Origin of the sequence: Pedobacter africanus (genome assembly GCF_040548825.1) — a bacterium.
In the GTDB taxonomy this organism is placed as follows: domain Bacteria; phylum Bacteroidota; class Bacteroidia; order Sphingobacteriales; family Sphingobacteriaceae; genus Pedobacter; species Pedobacter africanus_A.
Window position 1 is genome coordinate 274,395 of the sequence record NZ_JBEPSL010000002.1, and the last position, 25,142, is coordinate 299,536.

General features: G+C 43.9%; 16 protein-coding genes. All 16 read left to right on the top strand.

What is annotated here, in order from left to right; translation table 11 throughout:
* Nucleotides 1-3 precede the first annotated feature (3 nt).
* Nucleotides 4-1,512: a PKD-like family lipoprotein gene (locus tag ABIE26_RS11335; protein WP_310142954.1), complete on the top strand. Its 1,509-nt coding sequence runs from the start codon at nucleotides 4-6 to the stop codon at nucleotides 1,510-1,512.
* A gap of 2 nt (nucleotides 1,513-1,514) precedes the next feature.
* Nucleotides 1,515-2,705 carry a TlpA disulfide reductase family protein gene (locus ABIE26_RS11340; RefSeq protein WP_310142952.1) on the top strand — a complete coding sequence of 397 codons (1,191 nt, stop codon included), beginning with the start codon at nucleotides 1,515-1,517 and terminating at the stop codon, nucleotides 2,703-2,705.
* 121 nt (nucleotides 2,706-2,826) lie between these two features.
* The gene (locus tag ABIE26_RS11345) at nucleotides 2,827-3,441 is read left to right on the top strand and encodes an RNA polymerase sigma-70 factor (RefSeq protein WP_310142950.1); all 615 of its coding nucleotides are present in this window, start codon (nucleotides 2,827-2,829) and stop codon (nucleotides 3,439-3,441) included.
* 81 nt (nucleotides 3,442-3,522) lie between these two features.
* Nucleotides 3,523-4,680: a FecR family protein gene (locus tag ABIE26_RS11350; RefSeq protein WP_310142947.1), complete on the top strand. Its 1,158-nt coding sequence runs from the start codon at nucleotides 3,523-3,525 to the stop codon at nucleotides 4,678-4,680.
* 177 nt (nucleotides 4,681-4,857) lie between these two features.
* Nucleotides 4,858-8,244, top strand: a complete 3,387-nt coding sequence (locus ABIE26_RS11355; protein ID WP_310142945.1) for a SusC/RagA family TonB-linked outer membrane protein — start codon at nucleotides 4,858-4,860, stop codon at nucleotides 8,242-8,244.
* A gap of 11 nt (nucleotides 8,245-8,255) precedes the next feature.
* Nucleotides 8,256-9,782, top strand: a complete 1,527-nt coding sequence (locus ABIE26_RS11360) for a RagB/SusD family nutrient uptake outer membrane protein (protein WP_310142942.1) — start codon at nucleotides 8,256-8,258, stop codon at nucleotides 9,780-9,782.
* A gap of 81 nt (nucleotides 9,783-9,863) precedes the next feature.
* Nucleotides 9,864-11,063, top strand: coding sequence for a thioredoxin family protein (locus tag ABIE26_RS11365; protein WP_310142940.1), 1,200 nt, complete (start codon nucleotides 9,864-9,866; stop codon nucleotides 11,061-11,063).
* Nucleotides 11,064-11,096: 33 nt separating this feature from the next.
* A complete protein-coding gene (locus ABIE26_RS11370) occupies nucleotides 11,097-12,257 on the top strand; it encodes a TlpA family protein disulfide reductase (protein WP_310142937.1) in 1,161 nt (386 codons plus the stop codon).
* A 12-nt stretch (nucleotides 12,258-12,269) separates the two neighbouring features.
* Entirely contained in the window at nucleotides 12,270-12,806 is a 537-nt protein-coding gene (locus tag ABIE26_RS11375) for a hypothetical protein (protein WP_310142935.1), read from the top strand.
* A 150-nt stretch (nucleotides 12,807-12,956) separates the two neighbouring features.
* Nucleotides 12,957-13,517 (top strand): sigma-70 family RNA polymerase sigma factor, encoded by a 561-nt coding sequence (locus tag ABIE26_RS11380; protein WP_310142933.1) that lies wholly within the window; start codon nucleotides 12,957-12,959, stop codon nucleotides 13,515-13,517.
* A 68-nt stretch (nucleotides 13,518-13,585) separates the two neighbouring features.
* Entirely contained in the window at nucleotides 13,586-14,629 is a 1,044-nt protein-coding gene (locus ABIE26_RS11385) for a FecR family protein (RefSeq protein WP_310142930.1), read from the top strand.
* A gap of 191 nt (nucleotides 14,630-14,820) precedes the next feature.
* Complete coding sequence (locus ABIE26_RS11390; RefSeq protein WP_310142928.1) at nucleotides 14,821-18,141, top strand: TonB-dependent receptor; 3,321 nt, start codon at nucleotides 14,821-14,823, stop codon at nucleotides 18,139-18,141.
* 13 nt (nucleotides 18,142-18,154) lie between these two features.
* Complete coding sequence (locus tag ABIE26_RS11395) at nucleotides 18,155-19,567, top strand: RagB/SusD family nutrient uptake outer membrane protein (RefSeq protein ID WP_310142926.1); 1,413 nt, start codon at nucleotides 18,155-18,157, stop codon at nucleotides 19,565-19,567.
* Between the two features lie 21 nt (nucleotides 19,568-19,588).
* A complete protein-coding gene (locus tag ABIE26_RS11400; protein WP_310142925.1) occupies nucleotides 19,589-20,590 on the top strand; it encodes a TlpA disulfide reductase family protein in 1,002 nt (333 codons plus the stop codon).
* Nucleotides 20,591-20,827: 237 nt separating this feature from the next.
* The gene (locus tag ABIE26_RS11405) at nucleotides 20,828-22,408 is read left to right on the top strand and encodes a sensor histidine kinase (protein ID WP_310142923.1); all 1,581 of its coding nucleotides are present in this window, start codon (nucleotides 20,828-20,830) and stop codon (nucleotides 22,406-22,408) included.
* Nucleotides 22,409-22,488: 80 nt separating this feature from the next.
* Nucleotides 22,489-25,116 carry a zinc-dependent metalloprotease gene (locus ABIE26_RS11410; RefSeq protein ID WP_310142921.1) on the top strand — a complete coding sequence of 876 codons (2,628 nt, stop codon included), beginning with the start codon at nucleotides 22,489-22,491 and terminating at the stop codon, nucleotides 25,114-25,116.
* Nucleotides 25,117-25,142: the final 26 nt, after the last annotated feature.

A 25,142-nucleotide genomic window follows, 5' to 3' on the forward strand; every position in this document is an offset into this window, starting at 1 on the left:
CTAATGAAAAAACATATAAAAACAATAACGGGTATTTTTGTGCTTTGCCTGATCTTACTCAGCTGCAGCAAAGACAAAGGAAATTATGAGCTGAAGCCGATTAATGAACTTACAATTGATTCTTTGAACGGCGGGAAGGAGATTGAAATTTTAAGCAACGAAGTCCTGAAATTATCTCCCGGAATTAAGCAGGGAAATGTAAAAGAAGGGGCATATAAATACCGTTGGTTCATGTATGGCGATAATTATACTCCCGCTGTAGAACTTTCGGATAAAAAAGACCTGGATGTAAAAATAACTGCGCCAACAGGTGGCTATACATTGAGATATGTGGTTACAGATGCAGCCACGGGGATTTCGGCATTCCAGCAAATTCACATGACGATCACATCAAAGTATGCCAGCGGTTTGCTTGTTTTGGATGAACAAGCTGCTGGCGGAGATATTACACATATCACATTAAACGGAACCATATATAAAAATCTTTATAGTAACGCAAATAACGGCAGCCACATCAGCACACCCGCAAGTAAATTAGTGGGTTTCTATTATGAACGCGGAGAAGACATTCAAAAGCCTATATCTATCTTCATCTCCTCTCCGGGGAAAAACACAGTGGAAATAGACCCGGAAAGTTATAAGGAAATCGGACCCTTTTCCCGTTTGCTGGTAACTCCCCCTGCAAGCCCGGTACAGCTTTCAGACATCGCTGGTATGGCCAGCGGAGATCCTATTTTTGCTATCGTGAATGGAAAGCTGCAATTTGGAACGGGCGGCGATGTTGCCCCATCCTTTCAGGGGGCCTTGCTTGGTGATTATGAACTCGCCCCTTACATCATCAGTACCACATCAGGTGGCAGAGAATACATTCCTGCGCAAACCTATTTAATCACCTATGATCAGAAAAACGGTCGTTTCTTATGGTTCGCAGGCTTTAACGTAGGCTTGTTCAACACCTATAGTACAGATATGACGAGTCCGGGAGCATTTGACCCCAATAAAGTTAAAAAACAATGCGTATTTGCCTGCTACTCCAACCAATACGCCTACTACAACTGGCTAATGAAAGACGAAGCCGGAAAAATGTACTTTTATCAGCTATTCCCGATAGCTACCCAAAAGGCTGCCGCTGCTTATACCGAAATCAACTCCTCACCCGAAATGAGCCAGGCAACCATCTTTGCTGGTTCAACAAAACTGCCACATATATATTATGTTGCAGGCAACCGCATATTGCTTTACGACTATAAGGCCAACACCTCCAGACTGGTATATACGTTTGGAGCAAATGAACAGGTGACCGATATGCAGTTTGCCGTTAGCCGCGTTCCGGAATATGAAACGGAATACAGGGTAATACGAACCTTGGATAAAATTTACATTGCAACCTACAATGGTGCTGAAGGAAAAGTAAACGAATTCGATGTTTCTGCTACAGGCGCACTCTCGCCTGCCAAAACCTACGCCGGCTTCGGAAAAATTACAAATATGTTCTACAAAGAGAAAAGATAGCTATGAAAAAGATAAATATATTACCCATTGCGCTTGTGCTGGCTCCCCTACTGGGAGCCGCACAAAACAGCCCTTTTACCCTAACCGGTAAGGTAGCAGACCACAAACGCGCCGTAGATAACACCATCTACCTTAAGTTCAGGCAAAATGGCAAGGAAATAAACGACAGCACAAAAATGGTCAATGGAGCCTATACCTTTAAAGGTGTGCTCTCCTACCCGGTTAAAGCAACAATCCAGTTAAAGGTGGCCGATAGCGTAGAACAATACCATAAACAAACCCGGATCCTGAAAGATTATGCGCACGAATTTTACATCGATAAGGGAAAACTAAGCGCCAATGCTACCGGTACATTGAACAGTACCATTGTTAAAGGTTCCGCAGCGGATGACAACCGGCAGGAACTTCAGAAAATGCTCGACCCTTATTACAAAATCAGCAGCAGGATTTACCATGAAGAAGGACGCAAGGCTTACGATAACAAAGACAGCATTGCAATTGCGCTTTACACAAAGAAAAGCTATAAGGTACAGGATCAGATCGATTCGGTAAAAAAAGCTTATCTGTTCAGTCACCCCCAGTCGGGTATAGTCCTGGAATTACTGGGCGAATATACCCGTACCATTCTTGAACCTTCAGAAATAGAACCCCTGTTCAAACAGGTGCAACCTGCAATAAAGGTTTCGACCGAAGGATTGGCCTATGCCAAACGTATAGAACAAGCCCGGACAACAGCCCTAGGTACACAAGCTCCCGACTTTAAGCTAAAAGACAGAAATGGAAAAGAAGTGAACCTCTCCTCACTTAAAGGTAAACTCGTATTACTCGATTTCTGGGGCAGCTGGTGCTTTCCCTGCCGTTCTACCCATCCACATCTCAGAAAACTATATGCCGAATACAAAGCCAAGGGCTTTGAAATTCTGGGCGTAGCCAGCGAAAGGGGAACACCAGAGGAGAACTATAAAAAATGGACTGCAGCCCTGGACCAGGACCAGATGACCTGGGTAAATGTACTGGCAGAAAAGGGAGAGCCGAATAAACCTGCTATACCAGCCTTATATAGCGTAAATGCTTACCCAACAAAAGTACTGATCAACAAAGATGGCCGTATTGTAAAGAAATTTGTGGGTAGCGGTCAGGCCAATGCCGATGCATTGGACAACCTGGTAAAACAGCTGCTTCAGGCCGATTAACCTTTACGCTCTTAAAAAAATAACCGTTCTCCTCAAATCCGCGGGACTTTGTGGAGAACGGTTATTTTTCTACCTTTACTGTGGCGAACCACATATAGGCCCTGCAGGTCTATGCCACAACATGATGCAACTAAACCCTGAAGCTGATTTTAACGAAGAAAAAGCGCTCCTTTCCCAGATCTCTACTGGAGATGAAAAGGCATTCAGTATGTTTTTTCACCGCTTCAGCGCCAAGGTTTACACCTACGCCCTAAAAATTGTAAAGTCTGAAACACTGTCTGAAGAAATTACTCAGGAAGTATTTGTAAAAATCTGGAACCTGGGCGAGCAGCTCAACAGCATTGAAAACCTGGATGCATACCTCCGTGTACTCACGCGTAACCATACCTTAAAAGTTTTGCGCCGGCTGGCACTGGAAGTCAGGACCAACAAAATGATGGCCCCGGGCTATACAGAAACCCATAACGAAACCGAAGAGTACATCATCTTTAAAGATTCAGAAAAGATCCTGAACCAGGGCATTGAGCAACTCCCCGCCCAGCAGAAACTGGTATACATGCTATGCCATCAGGAAGGCTTGAAATATGAAGAAGCCGCCGAAAGACTGAACATTTCCAAGCTTACCGTAAAAACCCATATGCAGCATGCACTTCGCTTTTTACGTAATTATGTAAGCACCCATACCGACATTGCAGTGCTGGTCATCCTCATGACTCTCCTTGCTGAAATAAATTAATCAACTTTTTTTTCTTTTCCATTACTCCGACCCGCTTTTCCGGGGGTCTATATAAGAAAAGGAGTTTAGAACATCCACCCTATGCATATTAAATTTGAAAATTTATACCAGCGATATGTTGACGGCACCTGCACAAAAGAAGAACGTGCAGCGCTGCTTTCCATCATTGCAGCAAACCCAAACGACCCTCAACTTGCGGGTTTGCTTGATGGTACCTGGAATAAAATAGATACAGCAGAATTGCAGCCTTTGGATGACCCGGAAGGTATGCTTAACAACATACTTGGTCAGCAGTCAAAACCAATGGTCAAAAAAATCGGATGGTACCCTTATGCCGTAGCAGCATCCATCGTAATGGTTTTAAGCGTGGCCATTTACCTTTATACCTCCAGAACCCCCGCTGTCATTCCCTCTACCCCAACAGTTGTCAATATTCCTCCGGGAACAAATAAAGCTACCTTGACCCTGGCCGACGGAAAAGTAATTACCCTGGACAGTACTGCCGAAGGGGAGATCGCCAATCAGGCCGGGATCACCATCCGTAAAACTCAGGACGGTCAACTGGTATACGACATTACAAAGGATCAGAAAAAACAAAATCAGGGCAGCCTGGCTTACAACACCATCGTTACCCCACGGGGCGGCCAGTACCAGGTAAATCTGCCCGATGGTACAAAAATATGGCTGAATGCGGCATCCTCATTAAAATACCCGGCTGTATTTAATGGCAAACAACGCAGGGTAGAGCTAACAGGAGAAGCTTATTTCGAAGTAGCTAAAGATAAGGCTCATCCATTTATTGTAGCTACCGATAAACAGGAAGTGCAGGTGCTGGGCACGCATTTTAACGTCAACAGTTATGCGGATGAAAGCGCAACCAAAACAACTTTGCTGGAAGGCAGCGTAAAAGTGTCTTCCAAAGGCGCAGAAAAATTCTTATTACCAGGTCAGCAATCTGCATTACGAGGTAAAGACCTGAATGTTTACCAGGTAGATACCGAAGAGGCTATCGCCTGGAAAAATGGCGACTTTCAGTTTAATGAAGCAGACCTGAGCAGCATCATGCGGCAGCTTTCCAGGTGGTACAATGTTGACGTAAGTTTCGAGAAAAAACCTACAGCGGAACTTTTTCACTTTACAGCCTCGAGGAATATCAGCCTGGCAGACATGCAAAAGATATTTGAAATCAATGGTATTAACTTTAAAATAGAAGGGAGAACGCTTATCGTAAAATTATAACAAAACTGATTTTACTTGAAAAAGAAAGCCGGAAGTGTTACGAGCACCCCCGGACTTAAGTTTCAGGTAAATAAAAAAATGAAATCGGGATAGACCACATTCAATTATCAACCCAATCGGGCAAAAGCATCTCTTAAAAAAGGGAAACGGTATGCCACGACTAAACCAAACAAAAATATGAATAAAATTTTAGACGCATTAAGGGTCATGAAATTAATTATATGCTTACTAATCATCAGTCTCCAGGCCAGTGCAGTAGCATTCAGCCAACGCATCAGCTTGAGTGAAAAAAACGCAAGCATAGAAAGTATCATTAAAAAAATTGAGCAACAAAGCGGTTACTCTTTTTTCTATAAGATAGACCTGCTCAGAAATAACGCCTCTAAAATTAACCTCTCCTTAAAAAATGCAACGGTAGACCAGGCCTTACAGCAAACACTAAGCAACCAGCCTTTAACCTTTGTTATTGTAAACAACACGGTTATCATTAAAGAAAAACCCGCAGGTGGCGACAGGAATAGCAGTCCGGAAGCAAAAAAACCTGTGCGCGGAAGGGTAACGGAAAATGGCCGGGCCCCAATACCCGGGGTATCTGTACGAGTTGACGGTACAAATATGGCGACTACCACCGATGCAAACGGTTATTTCACCTTAAATCTGGCCCCAGGCACTTACCGCATAGTTTTCAGCTCTATTGGCTATGAGAGTAAACGCATTGAAAAGGTGGTGTCTGATAACGACAACAGCGAGATGAGCGTTAGTTTAAATGTGGCCATTGCGCAGCTGCAGGAGGCAGTGATAATGGGTTATAGCACCAAAAAGGCCAGTGAAGTTACAGGGGCATTGCAAACCTTTAATACCAAGCAACTGGAAGGTGTAACCACCAATAACCTGATATCCTTACTGAAAGGAAAAGTTGCGGGTATGTACATTACCGAACCATCAGGAGATCCAAACAGTAGAGCTTCTTTCGTAGTCCGCGGGCAGGGTACTTTACCGGTTACAGGCAATCTACGTGTCACGAATAACCTGAACCCATTAATTGTGGTAGATGGAATCATTTATCCTGATGTTGCCTATCCAAGTGACATCGTTTCTTCAACCGACATAGAAAGCATCACTTTATTAAAAGATGCAGCGTCAACAGCAATTTATGGTTCACGTGCCAGCCAGGGTGTATTGGTCATCACTACCAAAAAAGGCGTTGCTGGTAACATTAAACTGGATATCAACAGCACCTTTGGTGTAAGCAAAAGATACATGGGTAAAATCGAGTTCATGAACACTCAGGAATTGTATGATTACCAACGCAAAATGCTGCTGAATTCCTTTGCCAGAAACCCCGAGAACCTTACACAGGAAGCTTATCTGACCAGATATTTACCTCCCACTTCAGTTTTAAATAATTATACGGACTGGAATGACGCCATATATCGTGATGCCATGGTGAAAACCGTAGATATAGGCCTGTCAGGTGGTACAGAAAAAACACGTTATTATTTCGGAGCCAACCGTTATGACGAACAAGGCCCACTAAAAGGCAACGACCTATTAAGAAATAGCTTTAAGCTAAATCTGGATCATAACATTACCAGTAAATTGAGCCTCAACGCTAACATCAGCACTATATTTGATAAAGGGAACCGAAGCCCTGTTGGTGGAATCGGACCACTTTCGTTATTGCCTTGGTACACGCTTTATAACGAAGACGGTACCCCTAAAAAAATATTGGGTACGGATGTACTGAACAACATCTCTCAAAATCCCCTGTACGATTTGCCTTACAACAGCAACATTACCAAAACCCAAACAGTACTTGGTGTATTCTCAGTTAAATATAAAATGTTCGATTGGCTGACCCTTTCATCCAACAACTCTTACAATACCAATATTATTGACAATCAGTCTTATGAAGACCGCTTATCCATAGCCGGTACGGGAGATAAAGGAAGGCTTTCACAACGTAAAACAAATACTTATTCTTTCATGACTTCCAACCTGGCCATCGCCCGCAAACAATTTGGCTTGCATACTGTAGGTGGCTTAGGAGGTTTTGAATACAATAAAAATGGTTCTGAATTTAATGCCTTGGCAGTAAAAAACATGCCTACAGGTGTTAAAGTTCCTTCTGCAGCAGCAGAAGTATGGAATACCTTTAGCGGAAAGTCCTTCGCTGGAGAAAAATACGTAAGAGCCTCCTACTCGTTATTTTCTGAAGGCAACTACAACTATGATGAGCGTTATTTCGCCAATGCTTCATACAGGATGGACTACTCTACCAATTTTGGTATAGACAAAAGAGCAGGTCATTTTTACTCTGTAAGCGGTGCATGGCTAGCCAGTAACGAGCAGTTTCTGAAGGGCAATAAATACCTCACCAATTTAAAAATCAGGGCCAGTTACGGAACGAGTGGTAAGGTAGCAGGAGAAGATTTCCTGACTGAAAGTTTCTACAATTTCAATTACCAGTACGGAGGCGATCCTGCAGGTATCATCAACCAATTAGGAAACCGACAAATTACCTGGGAACGCGCCTATGTAAGAAATTTAGGTATTGACTTAGGCTTGTTCAACAGGATTACAGTATCGGCCGATATCTATAGAAAACACAATACAGACCTGATTCAAAAAGTAGCGACCCCTTCGGTATTGGGTGTGCCCAGCCAATATCAGAACATTGGTGCTATGGTTAACAATGGTGTAGAGTTGGTATTGTCGAGCAGAAATCTGACCGGAAAATTCACCTGGGAAACTGGTTTCAACCTTACATTTAATAAAAACAAAGTTACCAAACTTTACGACGGCAGACTTCAAAACGGCTACTTCGGAATTCTTAAAGAAGGAGATGATATTGGTACAATCCGTGCCTTTAAATGGATGGGCGTAGATAGCGAAACAGGTAAGCCACAGTTTGAGCGTTTAGAATTGGATCCCGCTACAAATACTTATATCAGCAAAATTGTAAATACTTACGACGAAGTTTCAAAAGGTTTAACCGGCGATGCCGCTGCTGCACAGTTTCAGATAGTAGGTAACTCAACCCCGAAATACTATGGCGGTATGGTGAACACCTTTGGCTACAAAGGCTTTGAGCTGTCTGTATTGTTAAATTTCGCAGCCGACTACCTCGTTTATAACAATTCACGAAGCACTTATTTTTCTTCTGAAGGAAACAATGTACTGAAAAACAATCAAATAAAACCAAGAAATGGTCAGGTGATTTGGGAAAAGCCAGGTGACAAGGCTACAGATCCGATGATTTATCGTAGCCGTACAGACGGAGTAGACCAACAGTTTATCTCTAGATTCTGGGAGGATGCCAGTCACATCCGTGTGCGTAATGCAAGACTAAGTTACTCCTTGCCAGCAAAAATCATTAGCAAGGCCAAGTTAACACGTGCAAATATCTACCTGAGTGGTGATAACCTGTTTGTATTTACCAAAAAAACCTTCTACGGATCTGATCCTGAAGGTAACCTTGCAGGCGATACCAACAATTATGGCGTGAGCGCAGGCTATGGCGCCAGCCGAAAGTATCTATTGGGCGTACAATTAACATTTTAATGAAGCAGACAATGAAAAAGTACATACTATACATATATATATGTTTTGCAGCATTTACATTATCTGGCTGCAAAAAAGCAATTGACGAAAACATCAGGCCTTTCAATGATAAATCTGATAAGGAACTTCTGGAAACACTTGACGGACTGGCTCTCGCTACAAATGGCAATTATGCCTTAATGGTAACCAAATCAGCTGGCGATAGTCAATATTCCATGAACTGGTTTAATTTAAGTGAGCTTAAAGGCAATAACCTGTTATCTATTGTACAAGCCTTTCCGCAAACCAGGAACGATGCTTATATCTACAACAATTCACCAAGTCAGGGGCCAACAGCTTCATTCTGGAGAATGTCCTATCGACTTGTATTCGGTGCCAATAAAATTATTGATGCGATTAGTGACGGAAAAGGTGCAGCTTATGACCAGCTTAAAGGCGAAAATTATTTCCTGAGGGCATTGGCTTATTTCAATTTGGTAAGGGTTTATGGTCGTCCTTATTATGACAACAGTGCTTCCAACCTTGCGGTACCACTATCGCTGAGTTCCATGGTAGATAAGAATTATCAGCCCAAACGCAATACCGTTAAAGAAGTATATGCTCAGATCATCTCCGATCTGGAAAAAGCTGCCACATTGATGAACCAGCCGCGCACTGGTAACCCTAATAACTACGCTAGTAAAGAGGCAGCATGGGCTCTTCTATCTCGCGTGTATCTGTACATGGGCGGCACACCAACCGCTCCGCAAAACGAGTACAATACAAAGGCCGTGGAATATGCAGACAAAGTGATCGGCGCCAATAAATATACTTTATTGCAAGGCACAGCGTACAGCAGTTCCTTTGCCATAGACGGCAAAACCAATAAAGAATATATATTTGCTTTCAGACACGATGATGCCAATGGCAATAACATCAATGAATTTTTAATCGCCCGCGATGTATTTGGTACCACCTGGCAGGGAGAGTATGCAGCATCGCCAGATTACATGGCCATTTTAAATCAAAATCCTGCAGACTTGAGGTTAAAATTCATTACAGTTGAAAACGACAAGCGGATTACCCTTGCGGATAAAAGCCGGAATTCTGTAAACAAATACAATTTTCAGCAAATCGCGCCTCCGGGTGGTTTCGACTTCAGCGCACACAGCAGAAGTGCTACACCTTACCTTCGTTTAGCAGAAATGTACCTGAACAAAGCCGAAGCACTGGCCAAATCGGGTGACAATACCAATGCCCTGATTGCACTGAACCTGGTTAGGACAAGAGCCCTGGCACCAGCCTGGACAACCTTGACCCTAACTGCAGCCAACATGACCGTTTTTCAGGCGGTATTAAATGAACGTCGTCTGGAACTGGCGTGGGAAGGTCATTCGTCTTATGACAATTTCAGGAATGGTTTACCAATGGTGAGGAATTATACCGACTATTCAACCAATACTCCTTTAACCGTACAGGCTAATGAAAAAACTGTGATTTACCCTTTACCTCCGGGAGAGATATTAATGAACCCTAACCTGGATCAAAACCCATTATAAAAATATAAGCCCCGGGCCGCCTGCCGGTCCGGGCTTACGCTAAATTCCGCTCCAATTAGCAAACCCATAACTAACAGCAAAATGAAAAAACTATTCACCGGAATTGCCTGCATCCTTGCCCTATCGGCATCTGCTCAGGACCGCGAGATCACTTTTAAGGAAGGCGATTGGAAAACACAGCTGGCCGCAGCCAAAAAAGAGAACAAGATCATCTTCTTCGATGCCTACACCTCCTGGTGCGGCCCTTGTAAAATGATGGCCAAAGACGTGTTTACCAAAAACGACGTTGCCGACCTGTTCAATGGTACCTTTTATAACGTTAAATACGATATGGAAAAAGGCGAAGGCCCGGCATTAAAAGATAAATATGATGTAAAAGCCTATCCTACCTACCTGTTCATCAACGGTGATGGCGAAGTAGTACATAAAATTGTGGGCAGCATGTCGGCCCAGGAATTCATTACTGAATCCAGTAAAGCATTAAAACCAGAAAGCACCGCGTTCGGGCTGGCCAAAAAGTTCAATGCCGGCGATCATTCTGAGGCTACCACAGTTGCCTATCTTGAAGCACTGGAAAAAGCATATGAATCAGACAAAATGGGCAGTGTGGCAAAAACCTATTTCGACGGCTTGCCTAAAACCTCACTGCTGGAAGCACGTAACTGGGAGTTGGTCCAGAAATACCTGAACAACCCGTCATCACAAGCCTTTGCCTACCTGTATGCCAATAAAGCAGAGCTGGAAAAGAAATACGAAGCCAGTAAGGTAAACCAGTATTTTGACATGACTTTCATGATGTCGGTATACGCCGTAAAAAGAAGTTACGAGAAAAAAGCTGACCTGAAAGCGCCAAAAGAGATTACCGCAGCCATCAGAAAACTACAGGCAGCTAGACCATCAAAAAGCTCAGCTTCATTGCTGGCACAGCTAGACCTGATCGAATTTGCGGGCACCAAACAATGGGATAAATTTACAGCTAAAGTTGAGGCCATCCTGGCTGATGCCAGCTTCCCGCGCAGAAACGATTTGGTAATTACCGCAGCCAACGATGTCGTAACCGCAGCACCCGCAAATTACTATGCTACAGCAGAAAAATGGGCCAATGAGCTGCAAAAAACTGCGAATGATTTCAGCAATATCCAGATCACCGACCTCAGAAAACGAATCCTGAAAAAGCAGGGCAAAACTGCAGAGGCTGAAGCCATGGCTGCCAAAGCCATGGAATTGAGGAAAGAGGCCGGTAAAAAAGGCCAGATGACCCCTCCTATCATGAACGATTAAGAATTAACTTAAATATACATAACACTAAAAACAATGATTAAAAAATGTTTAACACTGGCTGTTGCAGCCCTGTTAATGCTAAGCAGCAGCTTTGCCCAAAAAGGAAAAACAGTGACGTTTACCGGTCACGTAAAGTTTCCTGATACAGAAAACAAATACCCTATTTACCTGGGAAAATATGAAGGAGAGGGTTTCAAAAGGGCATTTAAAGCAATAGACAGTGCAAAATTAGATGCCAACAACAATTTCTCATTTAAGGTTCCTGCAGATAAACCAGATTTTTACCAGGTACGTGTTTATTATTTTGACCGCATTGATTTCTGGGCCAATAAAGACAACATTCATGTAAACGTAAGGGGTATTGATACCGCTAAAATGAAGATCAAAAACCCTCCATATATTTATATGGAAAATACATCTGCCGAGAATGACGTAATCAATGATGTGAACCTGGTAGCATACCTGGATTATCAGCAAATGATTGCTGTAGGCCAGGAGCAGTACAAAGCTGGTCAGTCAAAAGAGCCTAAATGGATAGAGTACATGAAAGATGGTTATGACCGTATCGGTAAAGACCGCGACTTCCGTATCAAATACCTCGTCAATAAATACAAAGATCAACCTTCAGTATTGTATGCACTTAATTTCTTAAGTACCAAAAGAGATCAGGAACTGATCATGTCTACCCTGGATAATTTGACCAAAAAATTCCCTGACCTGAAACAGGCCAAAGAAAGAAAAAAAGAAATCCTGGACGGTATTGCACAGGCAGCCAAACTTGCTGAAGGGCAGAAAACACCAGATTTTGCTTTCCCGGATGTAAATGGTAAAAAATGGGGACCTAAAGATTTCAGGGGCAAATACCTGATCATCGATTTCTGGGCTTCATGGTGCGGTCCTTGCCGTCAGGAAATCCCTCATATAAAAGAAGTATACAAAAAATATAAAGATAAGGGTCTGGAAATTCTTTCTGTATCCGTGGATGCAAAACCGGAAGCATGGAAAAAAGCAATGGACGAAGAGCGCATGGCCTGGCCACAGATCAACGCTGTAGAATCTAAGCCTGTAATGGCTTCATATATGTTCAGTGGTATCCCTTACCTGGTTGTAGTAGACAAAGAAGGTAGAATTATTGAAAAAAATGTTCGTGGAGAATCCTTAGACAAGGCCATGGAGAAAATATTTGGAAAATAAACAGCACATCAAATGAAAAAGATCATATTATCATTATTGCTTTTAACGGGCCTGTCGGCTTACAAAGCCAGTGCACAAATGGAGACTGCAAGGAAGGTTAAATGGGATGTGGAAAAAGGTGCAGACATCAACATGGAACTGGACGCAGTCTGGAACATTTTTCAAAATAATGAACTGTTGAAAAAAGCATCAAATGGTTATGTAAGTGCAATAGAAGTTATAGACACGGCTATGCCGATATCCAGAAAGGTTGTTTTTTCAAATGGAGGCGACCGTTTAGAGAGCATTACCCAGAATGAGGCACACAACAAACTTATAGCCATAGATTTTGTTGACAGCAACCTGCCTAAAGGAATCAAAGCGGCACAATATGCCATTTTCTTTAAGGCCAATGGCAGCAAAACAAATGTAAAGTGGAGGGCTATGGTTAAAGGAGACAATGACGCAAAACAAGCTTTAATGAAACAGCTGAATACTGAATTTGACAGCTACGCTACGGGCCTGGATAAGATGACCAAAACATCCATTCCGGCAGTGAAGATGAATTAAAAGAATAGAAATATTTTTATGAGCAGGGCGGTTAGACATGGTGTTTAACCGCCCTGTTTTGGTAATGAACAAGGCCCCTTTCACATGGCAGCATAAAATTTAATTAGAAATCAGTAAGTTTGGATGCCCTTGAGGATAATTTCAAAAAACATGGCATCCGGTTTAACAGATATAGCTGACTTACAAAGTGCAGTGGCAAAAAATGCCGATGAAGCTGCCTACCGTAAGTTATTTGTATTGTTTTACACGCCTATTATACGTTTTGCAAACACAATTGTACATTCTGAAGAACTTGCCGAAGAACTCTATGCCGATGCCATGATGAAGATCTGGCTGATGGGGCCGAAACTGGAGCAGGTTATTGACCTCAGGGTTTACCTTTTCACCCTGGTCAAAAATTCCGCTTTTAATCACCTCAAAAAACATAAAGGCCGCAGTTTCGTAGGGCTGGACGATCTTGAACTCATGCCCCAAAGCAGCGCAAGTCCAATTGACCACCTCATTGAAAAAGAACTTCAGCTGAATTTAAAAAAAGCCATAGACATGCTGCCCCCTAAATGCCAGCTAGTTTACAGGCTGATTAAAAATGAGGGCTTCAGCTATAAAGAAGTATCCGAAATCTTAAGCATTTCTACCAATACCATTGAAGGTCACATGACCAATGCCCTGAAAAAGATTACGCTGTACATGAGGCAGCACCTGGATCTTTAAAATATTTTTTATCAGACCGGTGGTTCCCTCCCATTTTGTTGTCTCTTTATTGAAACAACCGGAAATCTATGGCCGAAGATATTTTTTTTAAACTTTTAAGCAGGCAGCTGGCCGGTGAAGCCACTGAAAAAGAATTGCAGCAATTGAAAAAAATGATTGATGCAGATCCTGATTTGAAAAAAGTGTACCTGTCATTTCATGCTGCCGAAAAAGAAAGGTCTGAAGAAGAACTGAGCAAAGCCGAACAGGCTTTTGCTTTACATTCTTTAAAAATGCACCTCCATGTTCCGGCTGCTCCGGCCCGCCATTTGGGCATGGGTAAAAATCGGCAGCGCATTTTGCTTACCAGTGCAGCGCTTTTATTGATCTTCACGATTTTCCTATTGCTGCTCTCTCCTTTGGGCAACAACACGGCATTAAAAAGCCAGGTGGTCACAAAAAAAGGCTCCAAAACTATGGTTAAACTTCCAGATGGCAGTTCGGTATGGGTAAATGCCGACAGCCGGCTGCAATATGCCGATAATTTTAAAGGCAAGCTAAGAGAAGTATGGCTGGATGGAGAAGCATTTTTTGATGTAAAAAAAGATCCCGAACATCCTTTTGTAATCCATACCGATAAAATCAACATTAAAGTACTGGGCACCTCTTTCAACGTAAAAAGTTACCCGAAGGACCAGGTTATCGAAACCTCCCTGATCAGGGGGCGGATTGAAGTAAGTTTTAACGACAGGCCTTCTGAAAATATCATCCTGCGCCCCAATGAAAAACTTACAGTACGTAAAGACCAGTCTGAACCGGACAATGCAGGAACCGAAAACACACCTAAAATTAAGCTCGACAACCTGCTGCGCCTGAATGCACAAAGCCAGTTGGTAGAAACTGCCTGGATGGATAATAAAATTGCCTTCTCCAACTGCCCGATGTCGGATATTGCTGCCATGCTGGAAAGACGTTTTGACATCAGCGTTGAATTTAAAAATCAGGAGGTCATGAAATACCGGTATACAGGAATATTTAATGAAGAAAGCATAAATGATATACTTAAGATAATGAAAATCACTAAACCCTTTAACTACAAACTGAATGGAAAAAAACTGACGATTACAAACTGATGTCGGGTCAATTATAAACGGGAAATGTTGTCGCATTCCCCGTTCGTAAATAATTGATGCCTGATCATTTCCCCGGAAAGAGAAAAATATCAACCTTTTATTAATCAACTATTCAAAACAAATATATGAAGAAAACCAAACTTTTCTTTCAGAACCATTTTGCCACGTGCTACCGAAAACATTTTCTAAAAATGAAGTTACTTTTAATACTTGCGCTGCTCACCATACATACCAGGGCCTCGCTATATTCTCAAACCCGCATAACCATGGAGTTGAAGAATACTGCATTGAGCAGCGTGCTTAGAAAAATTGAGCAGAAAACCAGTTACCGCTTTGCATACAACAATGAGGTGGTCCCCTTTAAAAAACTGGTGAACATCGACGTTAAAGATGCCGGGATTTCTGAAGTGATGACCAAATTACTCGATAAACTGCCTTTAACCTACAATGTAATTAACAATGTAGTGGTCATAAGTGCCAGCGACAAGCCTGTTACAGCAGCCAATGCGGCTGAAGCCGTACTGGTGCAGGGAACAGTAACCGATGAGCAAAACCTGCCCCTGCCCGGTGTAAACATCAGGTCACAGAAACATCCTTCCATTACCAGCGTTACCGATGCAAAGGGCCAGTTTCAAATTACACTGCCAGATCCTGCTGACGTACTGATTTTTAGTTTCGTAGGTTACCAGATTGCCGAACAGCCTTTGCCGGTAAGCGGGGCACTGAACATCAGCCTTAAGCCCCTGGGTGGTTTACTGAACGAAGTAGTGATCAATGGTTACGGAAAACAGGCCAAAGCCATAACTACAGGAGCTGTAGGCCTGGTGAAATCGCAGGAGCTGGAAAACCGCGCTTATACCTCCATAGACCAATCCTTACAGGGAAGGGTTGCCGGCTTACAGTCTGTTGGTTCATCCGGACAACCAGGTGCGTTGCAGCAAATCCGCATCCGCGGAATAGGCTCCATCTCTGCCGGATCGGATCCCCTTTTTGTTATTGATGGTGTAATTGTAAGCGCTGGTCAGTTGTCAAGGGCCACCACTACCTCCAATGCCTTATCGGCTATAAACCCTAATGACATTGAAAGCATCAACGTTTTAAAGGATGCCTCGGCCTCAGCAATTTATGGTTCAAGGGCAGCAAATGGGGTCATCATCATCACCACAAAGCAGGGCGCCCAGGGCAAAACAAAAGTTAATTTTGATGCAGAGTATGGCATCACAAAGCTGGGAACGATACCCGAAGCTGGTAAGCTGCTCACAACAGAGCAATGGCGAACAATAACCGCACAAGGAATATTAAACAACCCTTCCTATGCCAAACTCAATGGGGTAACGGCCGACAACGTATTTACTTTCCTGGATAATAAATTTGGTGCCGGAAGTGGCTTAAATACCAACTGGCTTGACCTGGTACAAAGGGATGGCAGGCAGCAGCAGTATAACCTGGGTATCAGTGGTGGCACGGGCAACACACAATACCATGTTTCCGGTGGGTATTTTAAACAGCAGGGAACCGTGATTGCCTCCGACTTTAACCGCTATTCCTTCAAGGTAAATTTAAAGACCAAAGTTACCGACCGCCTTTCCTTGTCTACCACCCTCATTCTGGGTGCCAACGGACAAAATTCTCCCGCAAATGGCAGCTCTTCCGATAATCCTATTACCGCCGCGGTACACCTGTTCCCTTTTATTTCCCCCTACAATGCAGATGGCACCTACAACATAGATGCGGCAGTATTTGGTTCAAAATCTAACCCGCTCTACACTGCCAAATACAACAAAAACAAACTCAGCCAGCTTAAAGGCCTCGGAACCCTATCGGCAGAATACAAAATTACCGATAATCTGAGCTTTACTTCGCGGATTGGTACGGATTACAACAACCTCGAAGAAGACACCTATTATAACCCCACGCACGGGGCCGGCGCATTTTACGACAATGGCTATTCCTCGCGTGCCTATACGCGTTACTTCAATTGGACCTGGACCAATATGATCGATTACCATTTAGACCTTAAACGCGACCAGACCTGGGTGGCCAACGTTAAATTGGGTTATGAGGCCCAAAAATCGCAGAATTATACCACTACAGCAAGCACCACCGGGCTGCCTGGAAACCCGGTAGCTACCGTCCCTTCAAACGGGACCAATCCTTACGAGGCCTCAGGAGCCAATTCTGATTATACCATTGCTTCACTGCTCAGTCTGGCCGACTTCTCCTATAAGGGAAAATACGTCATTTCCGGAAGTTTCCGTCGCGATGGCTCTTCCCGCTTCAGCGAAAAAAACCGTTACGGAAATTTCTGGTCTGCCGGTGCCTCCTGGAACATACAGGAAGAAGCCTTCCTGAAGCCGCTTAAGTTTATCAACATCCTGAAGCTAAGAACAAGCTACGGCCTGACAGGTAATGCAAACATCGACGACTATGGCTGGAGACAGCTATACAGCTATGGGGTTTCGAGCGATTATTCGGTTGCCTATTATAATTTTAACTACGATGGCGAGGTGGGCAGCGGCCCTACTTCTGTTGGAAACCCCTACCTGACCTGGGAAACCAACAAACAACTGAACCTGGGCCTTGATGCTGGTTTATTTAACAACAGGCTATCTTTTACCTTCGATTATTACAACAGGAAGGCAACCGATTTATTGCTCAGCCAGCCTACTTCCGGTACCACAGGTGCAGGTGCTTTTTTAAATAACATTGGTTCCATGAGAAACAGGGGCGTTGAATTTTCCATCAATGGAACGCCTGTACAAACGGCCGGCTTTAAGTGGAGCGCAGGCTTCAACATCTCCCGGAACTTCAACAAAATTACTTCCCTGGTAGATGGAAAAGACATGAAAGGTTCTTCTGTGATCAGAAGGGTTGGGCTCGATTTTCAAACCTATTACCTGCGCCAATGGGCCGGTGTTGACCCTGCCAATGGGAAACCGCTTTGGTATACCGACGAGACCATGACAGCGACCACAAGCAATTACAACCTGGCCAAACTTGTTCCCAACCATTCGGCCACACCTAAGGTATTCGGCAGTTTTACCTCTGCTTTTGCCTACAAAGGCTTTAGCCTGGATGGCTTGTTCTATTACAACTTTGGCAATCATGTGATGGACCTTTGGTCGAGATATACACAATCTGATGGCGACAACAGCTCATTTAATCATTTTGCCTCGCAGCTGGGTGCATGGCAAAAACCAGGCGATGTAACCGATATTCCAATCTACATCTTCAACAATACCAATAACTCCAGCCGCGCCTCCAGTCGTTTTCTGTATAAGGGCGACTATATCCGCTTAAGGGAGTTAACGCTGGCCTATGCTTTCCGGAAAGCAGTATTATCGAAGGCGAAGATTGAAGGCTTGAGCATATATGTACGCGGAACAAATCTGGCAACCTGGGTTAGGGACAAGAAATTGCCGTACGATCCAGAAGCCGGATTAACCGGACAATCCAACTACAACATCCCAATGCCAAAAGTGTTTACCCTGGGTCTTAACCTTAAGTTTTAATCTGAGTAAAAAAATGAAGAATTTAAATAATATACTGTTGATTGGAGGTTTTGTAACCTTACTTTCTATTGTTTCCTGTACAAAAAGCTTCCTGGATCAAAAGCCCTATACCAGCATCTCCAAAGAAGATGCACTTAAAACCCCTGCCGATATAAAAACGGCATTAAACGGTGCCTATGCAAACTTACGCAATGGCGAGCTTCGCGGGGCCGCAGTTCCCATATTAGGAGACCTGCTTGCGGATAATATCTATCTATCTACCGTCAACATTGGCCTTTTTAACGGAGAAAATGCCTATTCCATCACTACTGATGGCGCTTACAGCAACCGGGTATGGTTTTTTGCCTATGCCAACGCTTTACAGGTAAATAACATTATAGATGCCCCATTGAACCAGGGCACCGAGGTGATGCAATATAAGGGTGAAGCCTATGCCATTCGCGCCCTGCTTTATTTCGATCTGGTGCGTTTCTTTGGGAAACCCTATACCCTGGCGCCCAATACGCTTGGGGTACCTATAGTATTACATTACGACCCTGCAGCTCTACCTAAGCGAAACACGGTTACCGAAGTTTATACCCAAATCCTATCAGATCTGGACCAGGCCATCAGTCTGATGTCGCAATACAATGGTTCAGCAAGATTCTCGAAATATGCTGCTATAGCGCTAAGGGCCAAAGTAAATTTATATAAAGGAGACTATCAGAAAGCCTATGACGACGCCAAAGAGGTATTGGCCAACAGTGGCTTTACGCCCCTTAACCGGGCCGATCTGGCAGCCTACTGGGCCGCAGCAATACCTCACGACCAAAGCAATAAAGTAGAAACGCTTTTTGAACTGGCATCAGATGCTTTCAACAATGCCTCCGATGAACTTGCAACGCATTTTGTACAGGCCGATAACAGCGAAGGTGAAATGTTAACAACCAAATCATTGTTTGATGCCTATACCACAACCGACGTCAGGAAGAACCTCATCATTAAAGGCGTACGGAACAGGGTTGGTGGCGAAGACCCTGCTTACATTGTAAATAAATATCCTGTTGTAGTTGGGGACTTCAATGAGAAAAAGGTGATCCGGCTGGCGGAAGTCCAGCTAATTGCTGCCGAGGCGGCTTACCGTCTGAACAAAGAGGGCGAAGCCCTGACATTCCTGAACACCCTGATGGCACAGAGAGATCCTTCCTTAACTTATGCTTCTGCTGGTGTAACCCTGCTGGCCGACATTGTAAATGAAAGACGCAAGGAGCTTGCTTTTGAGGGCGACCGTTTCTTTGACCTCAACAGGTTGAACCAGAACATCAACCGGACCGAGGAATATCCCAGCGGCATTATTGAAGCAGGAGACTACCGGAGGGTAATGCCAATGCCCCTGGGAGAAATCAATGTAAACCCGAATATCGTTCAGAACCCAAATTATCAGTAAGCAGCTTAACCTCATTTAAAAATGTATAGAATTCTTTTCATACTGTTTATGGCCATGCCATTTGCAGGCTTTTCACAAAAAAACAACTTTGTTATAAAAGGGACCATTGGCAGGCTGCAGCCCCCTGCTAAAGTTTACCTGAAATACTATACCGGTACCGAAACAAAAATTGATTCTGCCCTGCTCCGTAACGGCAAATTTGAGCTCAGGGGCTATTTAAGTGCAATTAACCGTGGAATATTTTATGTAAACACCAAAGGTACGGGGCCATCCCGCGAAGATTACCGCTATTTATACATCGATAAGGGCACCACTACATTAAGCAGTACCGGATCTGCTAAAGCAGCAACTGCTTCAGGTACACAGATTGTGGCCGAAGATGCCAGCTATCAGGCGGCGTTGACGCAGGGAACAGTAGCACAATTCATTCAGGCACATCCATCATCAATTATCTGTTTAAGGGCCTTATTCGCGATGCTTTCTTCTACCGATCCACAAAAACTGGAAACTTTATTCCTGGGTTTGTCACCAGAAATCCGCAACAGCGAGGATGGCAAAGGACTTTTCTCCAAAATCCAGTCACTCAAAAATGTAGCTATCGGTAAGACTGCGCCCGACTTCTCCCAGCCAGACACCAGCGGAAAACCAATACAGCTTTCTGCTTTCCGCGGAAAATATGTATTACTGGATTTCTGGGCATCCTGGTGTGGCCCCTGCAGAAAAGAAAACCCGACGCTGATCAGGATGTATCAATTGTACAAGGACTTGAACTTTACCATCGTTGGTGTGTCCCTGGATGAACTTTCAGGAAAAGGTGAATGGATCGAGGCCATCCGTAAAGACAGGTTAACCTGGCCCCAGGTTTCAGATTTAAAAGCGGAAAACCATGCGGCAAAGCTATACGGGATTACCGGTATACCTCAAAACTTTTTAATTGATCCGGACGGGCGGATCATAGCAAAAGACCTGAAAGGGGCTGCTCTGGAAAAAAAACTTTCCGAAATTTTAGCCAAACACAATTAATAAAAGCAAAAAAGACCGGCAAATGCCGGTCTTTTTTGCTTTTATTTTATCTGCACCCAGGTATAGCGTGGTTCGATGTGCGTTCGGGATGCGCTTTAGATTGGTTAACCCTTGGCTAAGCCTTGGGTAGGGGTTGGTATACCCAAAGGCCTACTCAACCCCTAACCAACCCCTAATCAATACTTGTTTAATCTAAACTGCATCCCGAACACACCTGAGTTGTACTATCTTTGCAGGATGAAAATCCCGATATACAGTTCCAGGTACTTTATCGGCATAGGGATCTTTATTTTCCTGTGCTTTACGGGCATATGGTTTTTTATGTCGGGTAAACTCAGTAAACGGACTGAGCAGATCAGCATAGACCTTGCAACAAAAAACTACGAGCTTAAATCGAATGTAATCCGTAACGAATTCAACGGGCTTACAAAAGGGATCGAAAACCTCGTAGCCATCCTTCCTGAGTTTCATTCAACAGCAGATTTTATAAAACAACGCAAAATTGTGGAAGCCTTATTGCTCAACCACCCCACAGCGAATAAAGGCTGGTATACCCTTATCAACGGTCAGGACACCACTTACAGGGCCATAGAAAAGAATGACCAAACCTATCGCGAGCTACCTGCCCGGCAGTACCAGAAAGACTGGACAGGCAATAAACTCATCTCTATAGCAGATACTTTACATTGGCTGGTGGCTTCAAAACACAAGCTTTCGAATACTGAAACCCTCATTTTCGGGTTAGACATCAACCTGGTAGAATTGCAGAGTTATCTATCAGGTATTGATCCCGCAGGCCGTGCTTCCGCTTCGGTAATCGATGAAGCCGGAACTTATGTGATCAATCCGGCAGAAAAATTAATAGGCACAAAGATGGGGGTTCCAGTCAGGCTTTCGCCCATTACCAGGCGGCTCAAAGACAGCATCAGCACCTACGAGATTGTAATGTCCCCTGTTTTGGAGATCCCTGTATTTCGTTATTACACACCGCTGAACATTTCGTCTATGAAGTGGACAATGGTGCTGGACACAGCAGCCCTGAATGTAGATGAAGACGTAAAGGACATTGAAAAATACCTGATCAGCATGTTTATCTCCGCCGCACTGATCATACTGCTGCTGATCGCCTGGGCACAGGCCAAATGGCAAAAGGAATTTATGTTAAGGCAGCAGGCCGAAACAAAACGCCAGCAGCTTTCCATTGAAAAACAGGAACTGGGCCTGATTGCCGAACGCCAGCAAAAAGACAATGTCCTGCTGCAGCTCAACGCCCTGAAACAAAAAGTAAACCCACATTTTCTTTTCAATTCACTGAGTTCCCTAAATGCACTCATCTCAAAAGAACCGGAACTGGCCAAGTCATTTGTGGTTAAACTTTCTAAAGTTTACCGCTACGTGCTGAAATCCTACCCTAATGGACTGGCCACTGTAACCGAGGAACTGAATTTTGTGAAGGAATATTTCTTCTTACAGAAGATCAGGTTTGGTGATGCGCTGGAGCCCCTTGAAATAGAAATTTCCGATGAACACCTGCAGGAGCAGCTCCCATTTATGAGCTTGCAAACCCTCATAGAAAATGCGGTAAAGCACAACATGCTCTCCAAAACTAAGCCGCTTAAAATCAGCATAAAAAGCGAAGGTGATTTTATTGTCGTAGCCAACAACCTGCAGCTGCGTACCGATGTAAAAGACTCCGGAAAGCAAGGCCTGAATTACCTGCAAAGCACCTATGCCTATTTTGGTGCCGGGCAGCTGAAGTATGGGCCAGAGGGTGGTGATTACAAATGTTACCTTCCCCTGCTTGCCTTCACTCCTTAAAACTGCGCTTTCACGCTATAGAATACGCCAGTTCACGGCACAGCGCTTTCTAAAGTCCAAATATTCAGTCATTTTGGATTATGATTTTGAATAAGACTTCATGGATAGCCCTGGCTATTTTGATTTGTGGGGCCGCTGTTAATGCGCAAATACCTAAAAAACTTCCTAAAAAAGACATTGTTAAAAAGAATAACATTGATACTTTAAAAAAGAAAACCGAACAGGATACTGTTAAAAAAAGTAGCTTAAAGGACTACAAAATCCTATTGAAAAAAGCAAAAACGCTTGATGGTATTTTTAAGGTACACCAGATAGAGACCGACTATTACTTCGAGATTCCATTTAAACTGATGGAAAAGGACTTTCTGCTGGTCAACAAAATATCGGCTGTTCCAATGGCCATTAATGAAGCCGGCGTAAATAAGGGCATGAACTACGAAAATAAGGTAGTCCGTTTTCAGCTGAACAAACTGGCCAAAACGGTATGGGTAAAAACCATCGTGCCACAGGTAGAATCGCCCGCCGGCGATGCCATTACCCAATCGGTAAAAGACAATTTTACAGGTTCAGTAATCGAGACTTTTAAAATTGAAGCTTATACTCCTGATTCCTCGGCTGTGGTCATTAAAGTGAACAAGGTGTTCGACGGAACAGAAAAAAGTTTCAATGATGTATTTACCAATATAGGCTTAGGTACCAGTCCTAAAACAGCACTTTCGGCCATTGAGCAGATGAAAAGCTTTCCGCAAAATGTAGTGGTGCGCTCTTTACTGAGCACCTCTGTTACCGAGGGCCAGAATACCATAGCCATCAGTGTAGCCGTAACTACCAATTTGCTGCTGCTGCCGGAACAGCCGATGAAGCCCCGCTTTGCCGACAATAGAGTAGGATTTTTCAGCACCCCAAGATGGTATTTTTCAGACCGTCAGCAAAAAATGGAGACCCGGGAACTGATTACCCGCTGGAAGCTGGAGCCTAAAGCGGCCGATCGTGACCGTTACCTGAAAGGTGAGCTGGTTGAACCAGAAAAACCGATTGTGTTTTATGTAGATCCATCGACCCCAAAACAATGGAGACCCTACATTATAGATGGCATACACGACTGGCAAAAGGCTTTCGAGGCCGCTGGTTTCAAAAATGCCATACAGGCCAAACTGGTTACAGACACGGCAGATTTTGATGGCGATGATGTGCGCTATTCGGTAGTTACCTATGCAGCCTCGCCAAAGTCAAATGCCATGGGGCCTTCAGTTGTGGACCCCCGTTCGGGCGAGATCCTGGAGTCGGATGTGATCTGGTGGCACAATGTGATGACCTCCTTACAATACTGGATGCGCGTACAAACAGGGGTAATTGATACTGGTGCAAGAAAAAACAATTTCAGCGCAGAACAGATGGGGCATGCCATCCGCTTTGTATCCTCGCACGAAATAGGGCATACTCTGGGTTTAAAGCACAATATGGGCGCTTCTTTTGCCAACCCGGTAGATTCTTTAAGATCACCAGCCTATACTGCAAAAATGGGCGGTACTGCCCCTTCTATTATGGATTATGCCCGTTTTAATTATGTGGCACAACCAGAAGATAAGGTGCAACACATTACCCCGCAAATTGGAGTGTACGATAAATATGCCATTGCCTGGGGGTATCGTTGGCTGGATACCAAAGATCCGCGGGAAGAACTGGAGCTACAAAAGGAATGGATTGCCAAACATCAGAATGATCCGCTATACCATTACGGCGAGCAGCAAAGTGCACTAAATGTGGTAGACCCAAGGGCGCAGTCGGAAGACCTGGGCGATAATGCCATGAAGGCCGGCATGTATGGTTTAAAGAACCTGCAGCGTTTGGTGCCTCAGATAAAGGACTGGGCAGCCGAACCAGGGGAATCCTATTATCAGGCAGGCAAATTGTATATGGCCACCATCTGGCAATGGAATGCTTATGCCGAACACGTAATGGCTAACATTGGGGGGTATTACCTGGAGAACCCGGTAGCCGGGGACGGAAAAAAAGCCTATACACCGGTTCCGAAAGCTACACAGGAAGAAGCCATGACTTACCTGAAAGCGCAACTGTTTAACCTACCCCAATGGCTCTTTAATCCTGAGTTACTATCGAATACTTTTGCCATTAAAGATACACCGCTGGGACCTTTTGAATATGGCCCCTATAACTTAAAGCGGGAACAGCAGTATGGCTTAATGTATAGCCTGGTAGGCGACGAACGTTTGCTGCGTTTGCTGGAAATGGAGTCTATTTATGGGGCCGACAAGGTTTATACTGCCGCACAATTGCTGAAAACGGTTAGGGAAACTGCATTTAAGCAAACCTTAAATGGCCGGTCGTTATCACTGGATGAGCGCCAGACTGAACAGAACTACGTGGATGTTTTGCTGGTGAGCACCGATAAACTGATGGAAAAGGTAAACAAAAAAGCCCTGCAGCCAGTAAAAAACAACCTGCCAGAGCTCTGCGACCTTACCCCACGTGCGTTTAAGGAACAGCCTGTAACAAACCTGGCCGACCTGAGAAATGTATATATCAACTCGATGACCAGGACATCCGATGTTGCTGCTTCCAAAAGAGGTGAGTTGTTGAAAATTCTCGAAATATTAGAAAAGAACAAAACGAAGGGCGACGAAGCGACCCGGAATCATCATATGGATCTAATTTTAAGGATCCGTCAGAGCTTAAAAATCAATTAAACCATTAACTATCAATAAATTTGCAA